This is a genomic window from Skermanella mucosa (assembly GCF_016765655.2).
Classification (GTDB): domain Bacteria; phylum Pseudomonadota; class Alphaproteobacteria; order Azospirillales; family Azospirillaceae; genus Skermanella; species Skermanella mucosa.
On record NZ_CP086106.1, the window covers coordinates 4,901,662 to 4,916,842 of the forward strand.

At 67.4% G+C, this 15,181-nt stretch carries 12 protein-coding genes; 4 read left to right on the forward strand and 8 right to left on the reverse strand.

Translation table 11 applies throughout. The annotated features are described in order from the left end of the window. Window position 1: 1 nt before the first annotated feature. On the forward strand, window positions 2-874 hold the full coding sequence (locus JL100_RS22780; protein WP_202682032.1) for a DUF2279 domain-containing protein: 873 nt from the start codon (window positions 2-4) through the stop codon (window positions 872-874). Here JL100_RS22780 and JL100_RS22785 read toward each other — a convergent pair. Further along, window positions 835-2,454: a sensor histidine kinase gene (locus JL100_RS22785; protein ID WP_228421404.1), complete on the reverse strand. Its 1,620-nt coding sequence runs from the start codon at window positions 2,452-2,454 to the stop codon at window positions 835-837. The two genes, JL100_RS22780 and JL100_RS22785, sit on opposite strands and share 40 nt — an antisense overlap. A gap of 5 nt (window positions 2,455-2,459) precedes the next feature. Then, entirely contained in the window at window positions 2,460-4,025 is a 1,566-nt protein-coding gene (locus JL100_RS22790) for a methyl-accepting chemotaxis protein (RefSeq protein WP_202682030.1), read from the reverse strand. A 273-nt stretch (window positions 4,026-4,298) separates the two neighbouring features. On the opposite strand from JL100_RS22790, the gene JL100_RS22795 reads away from it, so the two are divergent. Further along, on the forward strand, window positions 4,299-5,456 hold the full coding sequence (locus tag JL100_RS22795) for an epoxide hydrolase family protein (protein WP_202682029.1): 1,158 nt from the start codon (window positions 4,299-4,301) through the stop codon (window positions 5,454-5,456). 25 nt (window positions 5,457-5,481) lie between these two features. On the opposite strand, the gene JL100_RS22800 is transcribed toward JL100_RS22795, so the two are convergent. Further along, window positions 5,482-6,003, reverse strand: a complete 522-nt coding sequence (locus JL100_RS22800) for a 2'-5' RNA ligase family protein (RefSeq protein WP_228420849.1) — start codon at window positions 6,001-6,003, stop codon at window positions 5,482-5,484. A 239-nt stretch (window positions 6,004-6,242) separates the two neighbouring features. Between JL100_RS22800 and JL100_RS22805 the strand changes: the two genes are divergently transcribed. After that, window positions 6,243-6,488: a hypothetical protein gene (locus JL100_RS22805; protein ID WP_202682028.1), complete on the forward strand. Its 246-nt coding sequence runs from the start codon at window positions 6,243-6,245 to the stop codon at window positions 6,486-6,488. 436 nt (window positions 6,489-6,924) lie between these two features. On the opposite strand, the gene JL100_RS22810 is transcribed toward JL100_RS22805, so the two are convergent. Beyond that, entirely contained in the window at window positions 6,925-7,443 is a 519-nt protein-coding gene (locus tag JL100_RS22810) for a type I restriction-modification enzyme R subunit C-terminal domain-containing protein (RefSeq protein ID WP_202682027.1), read from the reverse strand. A 78-nt stretch (window positions 7,444-7,521) separates the two neighbouring features. Next, window positions 7,522-9,540 carry a sulfatase-like hydrolase/transferase gene (locus tag JL100_RS22815; RefSeq protein ID WP_202682026.1) on the reverse strand — a complete coding sequence of 673 codons (2,019 nt, stop codon included), beginning with the start codon at window positions 9,538-9,540 and terminating at the stop codon, window positions 7,522-7,524. An 881-nt stretch (window positions 9,541-10,421) separates the two neighbouring features. Between JL100_RS22815 and JL100_RS22820 the strand changes: the two genes are divergently transcribed. Next, window positions 10,422-11,105 (forward strand): class I SAM-dependent methyltransferase, encoded by a 684-nt coding sequence (locus JL100_RS22820; protein ID WP_202682025.1) that lies wholly within the window; start codon window positions 10,422-10,424, stop codon window positions 11,103-11,105. A gap of 5 nt (window positions 11,106-11,110) precedes the next feature. Here the strand turns inward: JL100_RS22820 and JL100_RS22825 are convergent, their stop codons facing one another. The 3 genes from JL100_RS22825 to JL100_RS22835 form a co-directional block, all read right to left on the reverse strand. Beyond that, complete coding sequence (locus JL100_RS22825) at window positions 11,111-12,538, reverse strand: sensor histidine kinase (RefSeq protein WP_202682024.1); 1,428 nt, start codon at window positions 12,536-12,538, stop codon at window positions 11,111-11,113. A gap of 82 nt (window positions 12,539-12,620) precedes the next feature. Continuing rightward, complete coding sequence (locus JL100_RS22830; RefSeq protein ID WP_202682023.1) at window positions 12,621-13,169, reverse strand: molybdopterin-dependent oxidoreductase; 549 nt, start codon at window positions 13,167-13,169, stop codon at window positions 12,621-12,623. A gap of 320 nt (window positions 13,170-13,489) precedes the next feature. Next, window positions 13,490-15,160 carry an alpha-amylase family protein gene (locus JL100_RS22835; protein WP_202682022.1) on the reverse strand — a complete coding sequence of 557 codons (1,671 nt, stop codon included), beginning with the start codon at window positions 15,158-15,160 and terminating at the stop codon, window positions 13,490-13,492. Window positions 15,161-15,181 lie beyond the last annotated feature (21 nt).

Here is a 15,181-nt window from a genome sequence, read left to right on the forward strand (position 1 = left end):
GATGAAATGTTATTGGCGCTCAGTCCTGTGCGCCGGGTTGCTGAGCCTGACGAGCACCGGGGCGGCGGCGCAGACCGCGGGCGGCACGGACTGGCCGGTATCGGACTGGTCAGTGTCTGACTGGTCCAAGGAGGACAAGGCGCTGGCCCTCAACCTGGGCATCGGCGCGGCGGTCCTCGGGTGGGGCTTCGCCAACTGGGACTACGGCACCGGCGGCCCCCGGTTCCAGGACGAGGGCTGGTTCGGCCGGGACACCGACGAGGGCGGCGCCGACAAGCTGGGCCACCTCTACACCACGTATCTCTTCACCCACCTGTTCGCGGGCCAGTACGAGCGCTGGGACTTCGACCCGGACGAGGCGATCCGGTGGGGCGCCCTGTCCGGCCTGGGGGTGAGCACCCTGATCGAGGTGGGGGACGCCTTCAGCGACCGCTACGGATTCGCCTACCAGGACATGGTGTTCAACACGCTGGGGGCCGCGGCCGGCTATCTGCTCTGGTCCTATCCGGAGCTGTCGCGCAAGATCGACCTGCGGGTGGAGTACAACCCGTTCCTGGAGGGCGACTACCAGTTCGACGTCACCACGGACTATGAACGCCTGGGCTACGTGATGGCGATCAAGGCCGACGGGTTCGACTTCATCGAGAACGAATACCTGAAGTACCTGGAACTGCATGTCGGGTTCCGGGCCAGGAACTATGCCGACTTCAGCGATCGGCCGGACATCGACCTGCGCAAGCAGTTCGTCTATGTCGGCATCGGCCTGAACCTGTCGAAGCTGCTGGCGCCCTATCTGGACGTCCCGGTCTTCAACTATCTCCAGGTGCCCTACACCTATGTTCCCGCGACCGCCCGGATTTCCGGGCCGCCCTGAAGCGGGGCGGTCCGGTCCAGGACGAGGGTGAAGCGGGTGCCCCGGCCGGGTTCGCTGTCCACGGAGATCCGGCCGCCCAGCACGCGGGTGACCAGGGCGTAGGTGATGTGCAGGCCGAGCCCGCTGCCGCCGAAGCCAAGCCTGGTGGTGAAGAAGGGATCGAAGATCCGCGGCAGGTCGGCGGCCGGGATGCCGCGCCCGTCGTCGATGACCTCCAGGACCACCATCCCGTCGTCCTGAAGGCCGCCGGTGACCCGGATGGTCCCAGGCGGCACGCCGTCGAAGGCGTGGATGAAGGCGTTGGTCACGAGGTTGCCCAGGACCTGCCCCAGCGCGCCGGGATAGCTGTCCATCGCGATGCCGGGCGGGATGTCGACGGCGATGCGGCAGCCCGAACCCTTGTGGCTGGGCCACAGGGTCGTGACGATCTCGCCGCAGACGTCGGCCAGGTCGAAGCCGCGCCTCAGTTCGCTGGTCTGGTCGACCGCCACCCGCTTGAAGCTGCCGATCAGCTCGGCAGCGCGGGTCAGGTTGGCGACCAGCAGCCGGCCGGCGGTCCCGAAGCTCTCCGACGCGTCGCGGAGCGCCGAGCGGCGCAGTTCCTTGCCGGCCACCAGGGCCTGGAACCGGTCGATCTCGTCGGCCAGGGTGGTGGCGACTGTCAGGCTGTTGCCGAGCGGCGTGTTGATCTCGTGCGCCATGGCCGCGACCATGCCGCCCAGCGCCGCCATCTTCTCCGTGCGCACCAGCTCGTCCTGGGCGCGCCGCAGGGTGTCGAGCGCGGCGCGCAGCTCGGCGGTGCGCTCGTCCACGGTCCGCTCGATCTCCTCCATCAGGTGGGATTGCCGCTCGATGAAACGCAGGCGTTCCGCCGCGTGCTCGCGCAGGGTGACCAGCGCCTCGGCCATGCGCCCGATCTCGTCGCGGCGGCGGCGCACCGGCAGGGCGATGTCGGTCCGGCTGGCGGCAAGCTCCGACAGCGCCACGGTCATGGCCCGCACCGGCCGGGTGACGCCGCGCAGGATCAGGAACAGGATCGCGGCCACGGCCGCCATCACGACCGCACCGGCCAGGACGATGGAGCGGGCGCGCTCCGCCGCGAGGTCTTCCGCCCGGCGGCCCGACAGCCGCAGCTCCAGGGTGCCGATCCGCCGCGTCACCCCCTGCCCGGGAAGGGTGCGGTCGAGGACGACCCGCTCGGCGACGATCCCCGGGCCGGCGGCGGACAGGTCCCCCAGGGCCGCAACCGGCACGCCGTCGCCGTCGAGGATGGCGACGGCGACGAAGTCGGGATCGCGCGCGACCGGCAGGATAAGCTCGCGGGCCGCCGCCACATCCACGTGCCAGAGGATTTCCGCCGCCCCTCCCGCCAGCATCTGGGCGATCTGCCGGGCACGGCCGGCCAGCGCCGCGTCGGCGTCTCGGCTGGTGAAATCGATCGCCGCCAGCGCCGCCACGGCCACCGCGAGCATCAGCGGCAGGCAGATCAGGGCCAGGGTCCGCACCAGCAGGCCGTTCCACGGCGGCACCGCCAGGCCGGACGGCGCCGCGCCGGAAGAAGCCTCCGCCCCCCGGTGCATCGGCGTCAAGCGGCCTGGAGCTTGGACACGAAGCCCTGCACCCGATCCTGGAGCGAGCCGAAAGACTGCTCGAGCGTCTGGATCGCCTCCATCAGGTCCACGGCGGCCAGGCCGTTCCGTTCGGCGGACCCCGCCACCTCGCGCACGTTCTCCTGAAGCTCCTGGGTGCCCTGGGCGGCGCTGGTGACCGCCCGGCTGATCTCCGACGTGGCGGCGTTCTGCTCCTCGACCGCCGCCGCGATCACCGAGCTGATGCGCGAGACGTTGTCGATGATGTTGGCGACCTCCGTGATGTCGGCGGCGGTGCCGTCGGTCGATGCCTGGATCGCCCCGATATGCTGGGTGATCTCGCCGGTGGCGCGGGCGGTCTGGGCGGCGAGCTGCTTGACCTCGTTGGCGACCACGACGAAGCCCTTGCCGGCCTCGCCGGCGCGCGCCGCCTCGATGGTGGCGTTCAACGCCAGCAGGTTGGTCTGGGCCGCGATGGAGTTGATCAGGCTGACCACGTCGCCGATCCTGCCGGCGGCGCCGACCAGGTTCTTGACCTTCTCCACGGCCTCCTGGGCGCGCCGCGCCGCCTCCATCGAGACGGTGTGGGAGTTCAGCGAGCGGGCGGCGATCTCCCGGATCGAGGCGGCGAGCTGCTCCACCGCGGCGGCCACGGTCTGCACGTTGGCGCTGACCCGGTCCGCCGCGACCGACGCGGCGCCCGACATGTGGCTGTTGCTGTCGGCCGTCCCGTGGACCACCGTCGCGGACGAGGCCATCGCGGACGAGGTGCTCTCCAGCAGGGACAGGACGCCCCGGACGTCGCATTCGAAGGTCTCGGCCACGTCCCGCAGGGATTTGCGCCGGGCCAGCTCGGCCTCCTGCTTCAGGCGCTCGCGCTCCTGCTCGAGACGCGTCTTCTCGATCGCGTTGTCGCGGAAGGTGACGACCGCGGCGGCCATGCGCCCGATCTCGTCGCGCCGGCGGGTCGCCGGGATGTGGGTATGGACGTCGCCCTCGGCCAGCGCCGTCATGGTCCCGGTCATGATCTCGATGGGCCGGGTGATCCGGCGCAGGATGATGGTCAGCGCGAGCAGCAGGCAGACCATGGCGATCACGCCGACCAGGACGATCCGCCCGGTCGTCCGCTCGATCCTGGCATAGACGCCCTTCAGGCTCACCGCCAGTTCCAGGGTGCCCACGGTCTTGCTCTTGGTCCCTTGGCCGTAGACCACCGGCGCGCTCTCCACGATCAGGTCGGCGTTGGCCGCCCGGACGTCGCCATGTTCCGCGAAGACCGACCCGTCGGCACCGGTCAGCCGGCTGTAGACATAATCGTCGTCGGAGGCGAGCGCCCCCAGGAGCCCGATCGCCGCCTGGTCGTCCATGTTCCACATGATCTCCCCGCTGCCGCCGGACGCGATGGTCGCGAGCAGCCGGGCACGTTCCGCGAGGTCTTCGCGAGCCAGGTTCCGCGACATGGTCGAGAGGCCGACGACGGTCACGGCCGCGAGGGCGACCAGCAGGATGGTGATCTGCGCGAGAGCCTGCACGGCGAAGCTTCGGCGGAATATGGTGAGCATTGCGAATTCCGTTCTGGACCAGATGCGGCTATGCCCCGGGGGCGCAGGCAAAGCGGTCCCTGCGCGCGGGTTACGACGAAAGGAGTATGCTCAGCCGAAGCGACTCTTTTTTGTCAATTTCTTGAAATGTGCAGTCACCCGGCGGGCGACTTTCCATGCCGCGCGGTTTTCCGCGGATCTCCGGCGGGGAGCATGGGTGCGCGGTATCATCGCAGCCCCTCCCGAGGTTAAGATCCGGCTGGGAAAATGAAGAAAGCGAAAGGGAGGAAAGCCATGCCGGCGACACCGGAACCATTCCGGCTGCACGTGCCCGACGATGCGGTCGCGGACCTGCGCGACCGCCTGGGCCGGACCCGCTTTCCCGACCAGGCGCCCGGCGAGCCCTGGGCCTTCGGGACCGACGTGGAATGGATGCGGGCGTTCACGGCCTATTGGCGGGACGGCTTCGACTGGCGGGCGCAGGAGTCGCTGCTCAACGGGTTTCCCCAGTACAGGGTGCCGCTGCACGGGATCGACCTGCATTTCCTGCATGTTCCGGGAAAGGGCGCGGACGCGATGCCGCTGCTGCTGTCGCACGGCTGGCCCGGATCGGTGTTCGAGTTCCTCGACCTGATCCCGCGCCTGACCGACCCCGCGGCCTTCGGCGGCGATCCGGCCGACGCCTTCACGGTGGTGGCGCCGTCCCTGCCCGGCTTCGGGCTGTCGTTCGCTCCGGGGCAGAAGCGCTTCGGCGCCGAGGAGATCGCCGACTGCTTCGCCGAGCTGATGACCGGGGTGCTCGGATACGACCGCTTCGGCGCCCAGGGCGGCGACTGGGGAGCCTTCGTCTCGTCCCGGATCGGCTATGCCCACCGGGACCGCGTGACGGGGATCCACCTCAACCTGATGCCGCTGCGGCGCGACCCGGCGATGGTCGAGTCCCCCACCCCGGAGGAGCGCCGCTACCTGGAGGAGCTGAAACTCTTCCTGAAGGAGGAGACGGGCTACCAGTGGATCCAGGGGACCCGGCCGCAGACCCTGGCCTTCGCCCTGACCGACAGCCCGGCCGGGCTGGCCGCCTGGATCGCCGAGAAGTTCCGGGCCTGGTCGGACTGCGGCGGCGACGTGCTGTCGGTGATCGACCGCGACCGCCTGCTGGCCAACATCGGCCTGTACTGGTTCACCGGGGCGATCGGGTCGTCCTTCTGGCCCTATTACGCCCGCATGCACGGCCCCTGGCCGATCCCGGACGGCGGCACGGTCGACGTGCCGACCGGCTATTGCCAGTTCCCGACCGAGATCCTGCGCCCGCCGCGCTCGATGGCGGAGCGCACCTTCACCGACATCCGGCGGTGGAGCGTGATGGAGCGCGGCGGCCATTTCGCGGCGCTGGAGCAGCCCGACGCGCTGGCCGGAGAGATCCGCGCCTTCTTCCGGCCGCTGCGCGGGTGACCGGGCTTCCGGCGGTCGGGCCCGGTCAGTCCTGGAAGGGGAACTCGCCCAAGCGCTGCCACGGTCCACCGAGATAGCGCCACAGCAGGAGGCTCTCGCCCATGACCTGGAACGGCTCGAAGCCGGCTTCAAGCCGTTCGAACAGGGCGCGCGCCTCGGCCGGGTCGGCCTTGTTCTGGATCGTGACATGGGGACGGAACGGCTGCCGGTCCTGGGGTGTCAGGCAACCTGCCCAGCGGGCCGCCAGCGCCGCGCGGAGTTCCGCCAGACCGGGGGCGTCGAAGGCGTAGGCGACGCCTTTTCCCAGGAAGCGCAGCCCCGTCGCCCGCAGTGGCGGGCGGGCGCGCCCGGCCAGCACGTCCCGGAGCGCGGCGGCGATCCCGGCCGGATCCTCTCCGGGCAGGTGGTGGAACAGCGTGAGATGCGCAGGCAGGAAGTTCCGTTCCGCCGGGAAATGCGCCCGACGCAGCGCATCCAGGCGGCTGAACGACCCGGCGTCCATCCCCAGCGTCAGGATCAGGGGAGCCGGCCCGCCCCGTTCCGTCACGCCCCCTCCCCCTCTCGAACGGCTGCGGCGAGTCGTCCCATGAATTCACCCGAGGCAATACCATGGCGGGCAATGCCCAATCCTTCGGCAATATAACAAGATATATCAATTTGTTTAGATGTGGGCTTGCTATGCTCTGACATTTCGCCATCAGTCTTTCGGAAGGCTGGAGATATTAACCGCTCGTCAATTCATTCCTTATAAATTGAAGCTATCGCAAGACAAAGAGCCCGAAAGCCATGCCCTCCTCCGCTTCCCAGCCATCCCCGGTTACTCCCCTTTCCGCCGCCTCTTCCGTCGAGCAGCTCCATGCCGAGTACGCGGCTGCCCGCGACCAGGTGCTGCGGCAGACCAACTCGACCCATGTGAGCGAGTGCCTTGACGCCATCCGCCCGCTGTGGGCCGCGTACCAGGCCAAGCTCGCGGCGCTCGCTTCCGTCGGGCAGACAGTCGAGGAACCCGTCCTGGTCCGGCTGTCCGCCTGACAGGCGATATGGGCCGCTTCCGGGCGAAGGCCAGGCTCCTCTCCTCATCGTCATGACCGGGCTTGCCCCACGTCTGTCCGGCACGGTACTCGCTTATTCTGCGAAAGGGTTAATTTCGGGCACAAGCACTCCGTTTTCGTCATGGCCGGACTTGATCCGGCCATCTTTCGCGGGAAGCATCGAAGCCTCCATGCCTTGAGATCCGCGGGTCAAGCCCGCGGATGACGAACCGAAGGAGAAAACAGTCGCCAGGAATGTTCTCAATAGTCGATGGGCAAACAACGTGCCGGACAGCCGTGGACTTGATCCGGGCATCTCCGGCCACGGAGCCGTGGCGAGGCCTGCGATAGGATGGCCGGAACAGGCGGGGTGATGCGTTGGGCCGCGTCCCGACATATCCGGGGTATCGAAGGTGCCGCCGGGGTGGCGGCGAACATCAGGCCGCCGCTCGCCGCCGCACCGCCTCCAGGACATGGATAACCTCGGCCGCCCGCTCCGGACCGAACACGCCGTCGATCCCAAGCGGGTTCAGGTCGGTGAACTGGCTTTCGTACAGGGCGCCCGGCTCCACGGTGCCGCGCTCGGTCAGGTGATCGATCACCATGCCGAGGAACTCGATCTGGTTCGCCGTCAGGTTCCGGCCGGCCTCGAACTCGGCGAATGCCCGTTTCCCCGCCTCCCGACCAGGCTCTTCTCCCAGATCTCTGCCATGCCGAACTCCTCGGCCCAGGGCGCCACCTCCTCCTCGGTCGGCGTTCCGCGGATCGGGTCGCAGGACGAAGGTGCCGAAGAAGGGTGCGACCTGCCGGACCGCGTCCAGCACCGTCTCCAGCGTTTCCGGGAATTCCTCCTGAAGGGGATGGAGGAAGGCCGGCAGGTTGCCGCCGTCGGCGTCCAGCACGTCCGGCGGCATCCCCCGAGCGCTGATGCGGTGTGCCGGGCTCGCCCCCGTCATGAACCTCCCCGTCCACCCCCCCGGTCCCGGATCGATCCGGGACCGGGGGATGCGCCGCGGGCTTCGATCGCGACGGATTCAGGCCGCCGGCAGGTTCGCCGGCATGGGGAGGTAGCGCCGCTCCAGCTCGGCCAGCAGGGCGCGGAGCCTGTCCGCCGTCTCCTGCACCCGATCCTGCGTGGTCCAGTCCGGAAGGTCTTCGCGCGGCACCGGCGGCGTCGCGCCGACCTTTACCAGGTTGACCGCTTCGGTGGGATCGTTGACCAGGTCGTAAAGCTCCCACTGGTCCGCCTTCCCGCCCGAGGGGTCGAAGTAGCGGGACAGCTTGGAATCCCCGGTCCTGACGCAGCGGACATGGTTGGGCTGGCACACCGGGCCCGACGCCAGGTTCGGCACGGGTCCCTTGCCGTCGGAGCCCAGCCGCACCGAGTCCACCACGGCCTTGAACAGCTCGTAGTTCGCATAGCCGCTGGGGTTGGTCTCTTCCGCGCCGGGCAGCGGTTCGGTGATCTCGTCGTCGGTGATGAAGAGCACGCCCTGGCGCGGCGTGCCGTCCGCCTCGGTCACGGTCTCGCTGTCGCCCTGCAGCAGCGGCGCCAGGTCGGCTCCGGGCAGCGGCGGCACGGGATGATGCGTCTCGGACAGCTCGCGGCCGATCTTCTCCCGTTGCGCCGGGCTGACTCCGGCGAGGCCCAGCACGGTCGGCACGATGTCGGCGTGGCTGGTCACGGCGTCCACCTGCCGCATCGAGCCGTCGCCGTCGCGGTCTTCCGGCATCAGGACGACCATGGGCACGCGCACCGCCTCTTCATAGGCGATGTGCCACTTCTCCATCATCATGCCGTGCGCGGCGCCGAGTTCGCCGTGGTCGCTGGTGAAGATCACGATCGTGTTGTCCGCCTGGCCGGACTCCTCCAGCGTCTTCAGCACCCGCTCGATATGGGGATCGACGGCCGAGAAGGTCCAGCCGTAGAACTGCAGGAACTGGAGGGAAGCCTGCTCCTTGTCCGGGTACAGCGCGAACGGGATCGAGAACCGCAGCGCCAGATCGACGCCCGCCTCGGTCCGGACCCCGTCGTCCCGACCGGCCGGCGCGAGCGTGCCGTAGGCCGACACGGAAGAGAGGGTCAGCCCGACCTTGTACGCGGAGTCGAAGTGGCAGTCGGGCTTGTTGTTGGCCGGCAGGTCTTCGTCCTGGGTCGGCGAAGCCGTGGCGCAGTCCTGGGGGAAGCCCAGCGGGTTCAGCGGGACCTGCATGGTGCCGTTGACCGGCGGCATCGAGAGGTCGCCCTGCGCCGGCACAGTCAGCGGCCCGAACAGCGACTGGGTCTGCGGCGCCGGTACCGTCCCCGGATCGGCGTCCGACGGCAGCGCCATCGCGATCACCGTCGGATATGTCGCGATGTCATGGGGATTGGTGAAGGAGACCACGGCGAGCCAGGGTCGGTCCGTAAGTTCCTCCGCGGGGGAATCCGCCCCGTCCTCGGCCTTGGAGGCGACGTAATTGTAGTTCAGCGCCAGGCCCTTGCGGTGCAGGAAGCTGCAGGCCTCGTCCGCGAAGCCGTAGTCGCGGTAGACGCCGAGATTGTTGGGGCTGGCGCCGTGGGGGTCGGGATAGCAGGTTTCCCAATTGCTGAAGCCGTAGGACTGGAGCGACGAGGACGAGTGGTGCAGGTGCCATTTGCCGAAATAATGGGTCGAATAGCCCGCCCCCCGCATCCAGTCGCCCAGGGTCGGAATGCCATCGGCCTTCAGCCAGTGGAAGTCCGGCTCGTCGCCGCTCTTGAACATGCCGTCGGTCTGGGTGACTCCGGTGCGGGTGCCGTATTGCCCGGTGAACATCACGGCCCGGCTCGGAGTGCAGGCGCTCGACGCGATGGTGTGGTTGCGCAGCACCACGGCGTTCTTCCGCAGCCGGATCAGGCCGGGGAAGAACTTGGCGAAGGGGTTGGAGTCGTCCACCTCGCCCCGGAAGCCGAGGATGTCGTCGAGTTCCGCCGGAAACCCGGCTTGCGGACCGCCGAGGCACGGATACCGGTACTGATCGCACATGATCAGCAGGATGTTGGGGCGGGTGTCGGTTCGTGAGCCGGGCATGTAGAACTCCGTCGGGCAAGATTTTTCGGGACGAGGGAGGTAAGAGCCAAGAAATAAAATGATAATGGCGCAGAAAATAATGAACTTTCAATAAAATATTTCTGACCCGAGGCCGATTTGAGCTTGTGTATCGAAGTAATATTCAGTCCCCTGTGAATTGGTTACCCCGGTATGTTGTTGTAACAATTCACCTGCTCGGAACAATGTTGTTAATTAGGGACTAAAATTCCGATCTTATCGAAGCCTGGATTTCAGAATGATGGGAAAATGGCCGCGGTGGCTCATGAAGACTTGCAGCCTTCCTCTCCACAAAGCTCAGGCGCCGGCTTGTCCCGGTAATCTTCGCATGCACCACGTCGGCGCTTCGTGCCGAAAGGTACGTGGGTCAAACCCGTGAATGGCGTATTTGAAGTGGAAGCCGACAAGTTTTCATGATCCGAGAAATCGATTTGCACCGACCATGCCGGACAAGCGTGGAAGGGGGCCGGCACTGCCGGATCGCGCGGCGGGGCGCAGCCGCCGGTTCTGGGGACACGGATCGGCTGGCGGCTGAACAGACGGATCAACCGGTGCGCCTCGCCGTTTCCGCGGCGTTTCGATGAAGTGCCGGGACGTGCGGAACTGGCCGGCACCCGCGGAGACCTGCCGCTTCAAGCCCCTCCCCCCCCCGGCGCGCCGCGTTTTTTCACATGCATATGAAACTGTTAAGCATCCTGAGGTATACGGTATAACGGCATCATAGACCTGCCCAAGGTACTATTTCCGTTCCTCAAGGTGTCTTCTTGCTCTCGCCTCTATGTCCCTGCTGCCGGAATTCCGGGTATCCGATCGGCCAGATCGATCTTGGTGAAAGTTGCAACGATGCATTCGAAGGCCGCCGGATGTTTCCCGACACGGGCACGATGGTCCGATACTCGGTTTGCCTGGCGTGCGACCATATCTGGACTGCCTGCCTCGACCATTGGACTTCAGCCGACTTTCAGCGTCACATTTATAATGACGACTATGTGCTTGCCGATCCGCCCTTCACCTACGACCGCCCGGCCCGCAACGCGGCGCTGATCGACCGGATCGTCGGTCCCATGAAGGAAACGGTCGACCTCCTGGATTGGGGCGGCGGCAACGGCCTGATGGTGCGGCTTCTGGCCGAACGGGGTTTCCGGCGCGCGGCCTCCTGCGATCCCTTCTACGGCGACGGCCGGCCGGCCCCGGGACGGAGCTTCGACCTGGTGACCTGCTTCGAGGTGGTCGAGCACGTGCCCGACCAGCGGACGCTGTTCGCCGAACTGTCCCGCCTGGTCGCCCCGCGGGGAGCCCTGCTGCTGAGCACGCTGGTGCAGCCGGACGATATCCACCGGGTCGGGCTCGGCTGGTGGTACGCACGCCCCCGCAACGGACATGTCCGCCTTCACAGCCCGGCCAGCCTGGAACATTGCCTCGCGGTCGTGGGGATGGAACTGGTTTCGCTGTCGGCCGAGCTGCACGTGGCGTTCCGGACGGCGGACTCACCGTTGGTCCAGGCGCTGCTGGCGGCGGAGGTCCATGCGCCGTCGCTGCCCGGCTGAACCGCTCAGCGAAGCGACCGGGAGACCGGCACGGCCGCGTCGAGGAGTGCCCGCTCGGGCGGCAGCTCGATCACCACCTCGGTGCCGACGCCGGGCTCGCTCGACATCCGGACCGTGCCGCCGTGGCGCTCCACCAGCTGGCGCACCAGCGGAAGCCCCAGCCCGGTGCCCTGGGCCTGGCGGGCATGCCGGCTGTCCGACTGCTCGAACGGCAGGAAGACGCGCGCCAGGTCGTCCGGCGGAATCCCGATGCCGGTATCCGTCACGACGATGACCGTGCGTCCGTCGTCGGGCCGTTCCAGGGAGACCCCGATCAGCCCGTCGGGGGGCGTGAACTTGATCGCGTTGGACAGCAGGTTGTCCAGGACCTGGCGCAGCCTCAAGCGGTCCCCGAAGATGCCGATATGGCCGGATACCGGTTCCAGTTCGATCCTGACGCACGCCGCGCGCGCGGATTCCCTCAGATCGCGGATCGCCTCCGCGGCGACCGGGACCAGGTCGACCGCCTCCTCCCGGAGCTCCAGCTTGCCGGCCTCCAGCTTGGCGAGGTCCAGGATGTCGTTGATCAGCGCCAGCAGCCTCTGGCCGGCATGGTGGATGTCGCCGATATACTCGGCCTGGCGCTCGCCGAGCCGGCCGAAGATGCCGGTCATGAGGGCTTCGGAGAATCCCAGGATGGCGTTCAGCGGCGTGCGCAGCTCGTGGCTGACATTGGCGAGGAAATTGGACTTGGCCTCGCTGGAGCGCACGGCGGCGTCGCGCGCGGCCACAAGGTTGCCGGTCAGGTCCAGGAGCTGGCGGTTGGTGGCGCGCAGCGTCGTCTCCGAATGCATGTGGCGGCGCATCAGCCATCCGAGCGCAAGCAGCAGGACGACGAAGCCGACGCCGTAGCCCAGCAGCTTGACCTGGAAGGCGTTCACCTGGGACTGCATCCGCCCGATCAGCTCGTTCTGCCGTTCCACCACGGCGAGCGACATTCGCCGGTGGACGACGATGGCCTGCCGGACCCCTTCGTCGGCGACCCGGCGGAACTCGGCCGGGTCCGACGCCAGCAGCGGCAGTTCCCGGTCGATCAGGTTGACGGCGCGGCGGACGTCGGCGACGCCTTCCTCGGACCTGATGCCCCGGGTGTGCCATTCGGAGCTGCCGGTCTCCGGCAGCGAATTGATCCGGTTGAAGACGTTGTCCAGCCGGAGATTGATCTCGTCGATCTGCGCGGGGTCCGTCGATTCCGGCGTCACGTCGGCAGGCAGCCCGCGGATCGCGACCTGGAGCCGCAGGAGATCGCCGGCCAGCTGCCCGTCGTACCAGATGTCGGCGCCGCTGGCGGTCTCCACCGACCGCTGGATGGCGACCAGATCGAACACGAGCATCGGCGAGCTGCACAGCAACAGTACGAATGACACCGTCCAGACGATCTTGCCCAGGTCCATGAACCGCTCCCTGGCAGCCATCAGCGGACACGACGTCGAAGGAGCATGGGGACGGGACCGCGATGCGAATTCACCCTGTCCGTCATTCCACCATGATCGTTTTCAGCTGCCAGACCCAGCGCGACAGGTAATCGCGCTGGCCAAGCTCCGGAAAGGCGTGCTGCGGATAGATCACCCAGATCGGCCCCCGGTCGCGCCGCGACATATATTCGCCGTCCCGCTTGAGGGCAAGCATGACGGGCCAGGTGCGGGCGTCGGCGGCCGGGGTCGTGCTTTCGAACTCGTTGAGCGCGATCATTCTCAGCGTGGTGGCGGCCGGATCGGCGCCGACCGCTTCGAGCAGGGCCGAGAGCAGCACCCCTTCGAAGACGGAGGGTTCGACGGTCCAGCTCGTCAAGGTGGTGAAGCGGACCAGCCCCAGGGATTCCAGGGTCGGCAGGTCGAACCGGATCGGGCCGTCGGCGGCGATCCTGCCCCCGACGGTCAGGACGACCGGGCCCTTGGGTTCCGGAAAGTCCATGCCTGCCTTCAGCGCCGGCTCGGTGACCCGCTCGTAGACGGGCGAGGAGGCTTGCGCCGCGGCCTGCCGGGAAGCCGTCGCAACGCCGACGGCCAGGAGGCAGGCGCACATCCCGGCAAGCAGGCGCTTGAGGACAAGGGGGCCCGGGAATGATGATAAAGCGAAATGCTGCGCCACGGCGACACTGCCCATGTCCGGGGGAGAAATTGAAACACTATATGCACCGGCAGCGGCGCATCTGTTATCAAATTTGGTCATTCATTATTTAACATCCGATGAAAAATTCGCGCGACGCGACTTTAGATATCTCCTGCGGGCCATCATGGTAAAGACCCGGTGTATTATACTTCCAAATTCATATGACGGACGGCCGATCCACAGGTCTCGTCCGGACAGAAGGAGGCAGAAGCCGGGACCCATAGCACCTCCCCTTAGAGCAGGATCGTTTCGCCCTTCCGGCGGACCCGGAACCAGCGGCAGCCGTAGCGCTCGAGGGCGATGCTGACGTTGCCATCCTTGCCCAGGGTGAAGTCGCCATGGCCGAACAGGTCGATCAGGCTGTCCCAGGCCGGCGCATCCTTCACCTGGAAGGTGGCGCCGCACTCCTTGCCTCCCAGGTTGTGGATGGTCAGGACGGTCCGGCCTTCCCAATCGTAGCGGAGCGCGAACACCGCGGGATCGGTCACCGGAACGACGCTCCAGGTGCCGTAGGCGATCTCGGGCGTCTCGTTGCGGCGGCGGATCAGCCGCTCCATCCAGTTCAGCAGGGAAGCGTCGTCGCGCCGCTGGGCGGCGACGTTGACGCCGGCCGGCCCCCAGCGCTTGCCCGCGACGACCGGGCGGCGCAGGTCTTCGGGTTTCGCGGTCGAGAAGCCGCCGTTGACCTCGTCCGACCACTGCATCGGCGACCGGACGCTCAGGCGGCCGGGGATTTCGAGGTTCTCGGACATGCCGATCTCCTCGCCGTAGAACAGGACCGGAGCCCCCGGCAGCGAGAACATGAGGCTGTAGGCCATGTGGATCCGGGCCTGGTCGCCGTCCAGCATGGTCGGCAGCCGGCGGCGCAGGCCGCGGCCGAACAGCTGCATCTCCGGCTTGGGGCCGAACGTCCGGAAGACCTCCCGACGCTCGGCCTCGGTCAGCTTGTCGAGGGACCATTCGTCATGGTTTCGGATGAAGTTGCCCCACTGGGCGTCGGGCGGCAGCGACGGCAGGGCCTTGAGGCCGTGGATCATCGCGCTGGCGTCGCCCCGCGCCAGGGCCATCGCGAAGGACTGGTTGAGGTTGAAGTTGATGCACATGTGCAGTTCGTCGCCGTCGTCGCCGAAGAATCGGCGGACCTCCTCCGGCTCCAGGTTGACTTCGCCCATCAGGATCGCGTCGCCCCGGCGCCGGCCCAGGAAGGAGCGCAGCTCGCGCAGCCAGTCATGGGGCGCTATGTCCATCTGCCCCTTGATGCCGATGGTCTCCAGCAGGAACGGCACCGCGTCGACCCGGAAGCCGGCGAGGCCGAGCTGGAGCCAGAAGCCGATGATCTTGCGGATCTCGTCGCGCACGGCGGGGTTGGCGATGTTGAGGTCGGGCTGGTGCTTGTAGAAGCGGTGCAGGAAATACCGGCCGGCCTGCTCGTCCCACTCCCAGTTGCTGTCCTCCTGGTCGGGAAAGACCAGGCCGCCCTGGTCGCCCTTGGGGATCTCGTCGCTCCAGACATACCAGTCCCGATAGGGAGAGTTGGGGTCGGAGCGGGCCGACTGGAACCAGGGATGCTCCTTCGAGGTGTGGTTGACCACCAGGTCGACGATAACCCGGATGCCGCGGTCGCGCGCGGTCCGGATGAACTCCACGAAATCGCCCAACGTCCCCAGCCGCGGATCGATGCCGTAATAGTCCGTGATGTCGTAGCCGTCGTCGCTGTTGGGCGACGGGTAGAACGGCATCAGCCACAGGCAGGTGACCCCGATCCCGGCCAGATAATCGATCCGCTGGATCAGCCCGGCGAAATCGCCGATGCCGTCGCCGTCGCTGTCCTGGAAGGTCTCCACGTCGAGGCAGTAGAAGACGGAATTCTTCCACCAGGTGTCGCTGGTCCGGGTGATCGCCATGCTGGTCCCTCTTCCTTGGTG

What these genes read in the sequence shown, in the direction of transcription:
- JL100_RS22780 (WP_202682032.1), top strand. Translation starts at nt 2, where the DNA reads ATGAAATGTTATTGGCGCTCAGTCCTGTGCGCCGGGTTGCTGAGCCTG.
- JL100_RS22835 (WP_202682022.1), bottom strand. Translation starts at nt 15,160, where the DNA reads ATGGCGATCACCCGGACCAGCGACACCTGGTGGAAGAATTCCGTCTTC.
- JL100_RS22785 (WP_228421404.1), bottom strand. Translation starts at nt 2,454, where the DNA reads ATGCACCGGGGGGCGGAGGCTTCTTCCGGCGCGGCGCCGTCCGGCCTG.
- JL100_RS22815 (WP_202682026.1), bottom strand. Translation starts at nt 9,540, where the DNA reads ATGCCCGGCTCACGAACCGACACCCGCCCCAACATCCTGCTGATCATG.
- JL100_RS22820 (WP_202682025.1), top strand. Translation starts at nt 10,422, where the DNA reads ATGTTTCCCGACACGGGCACGATGGTCCGATACTCGGTTTGCCTGGCG.
- JL100_RS22810 (WP_202682027.1), bottom strand. Translation starts at nt 7,443, where the DNA reads ATGACGGGGGCGAGCCCGGCACACCGCATCAGCGCTCGGGGGATGCCG.
- JL100_RS22825 (WP_202682024.1), bottom strand. Translation starts at nt 12,538, where the DNA reads ATGGACCTGGGCAAGATCGTCTGGACGGTGTCATTCGTACTGTTGCTG.
- JL100_RS22790 (WP_202682030.1), bottom strand. Translation starts at nt 4,025, where the DNA reads ATGCTCACCATATTCCGCCGAAGCTTCGCCGTGCAGGCTCTCGCGCAG.
- JL100_RS22805 (WP_202682028.1), top strand. Translation starts at nt 6,243, where the DNA reads ATGCCCTCCTCCGCTTCCCAGCCATCCCCGGTTACTCCCCTTTCCGCC.
- JL100_RS22830 (WP_202682023.1), bottom strand. Translation starts at nt 13,169, where the DNA reads ATGTGCGCCTGCCTCCTGGCCGTCGGCGTTGCGACGGCTTCCCGGCAG.
- JL100_RS22795 (WP_202682029.1), top strand. Translation starts at nt 4,299, where the DNA reads ATGCCGGCGACACCGGAACCATTCCGGCTGCACGTGCCCGACGATGCG.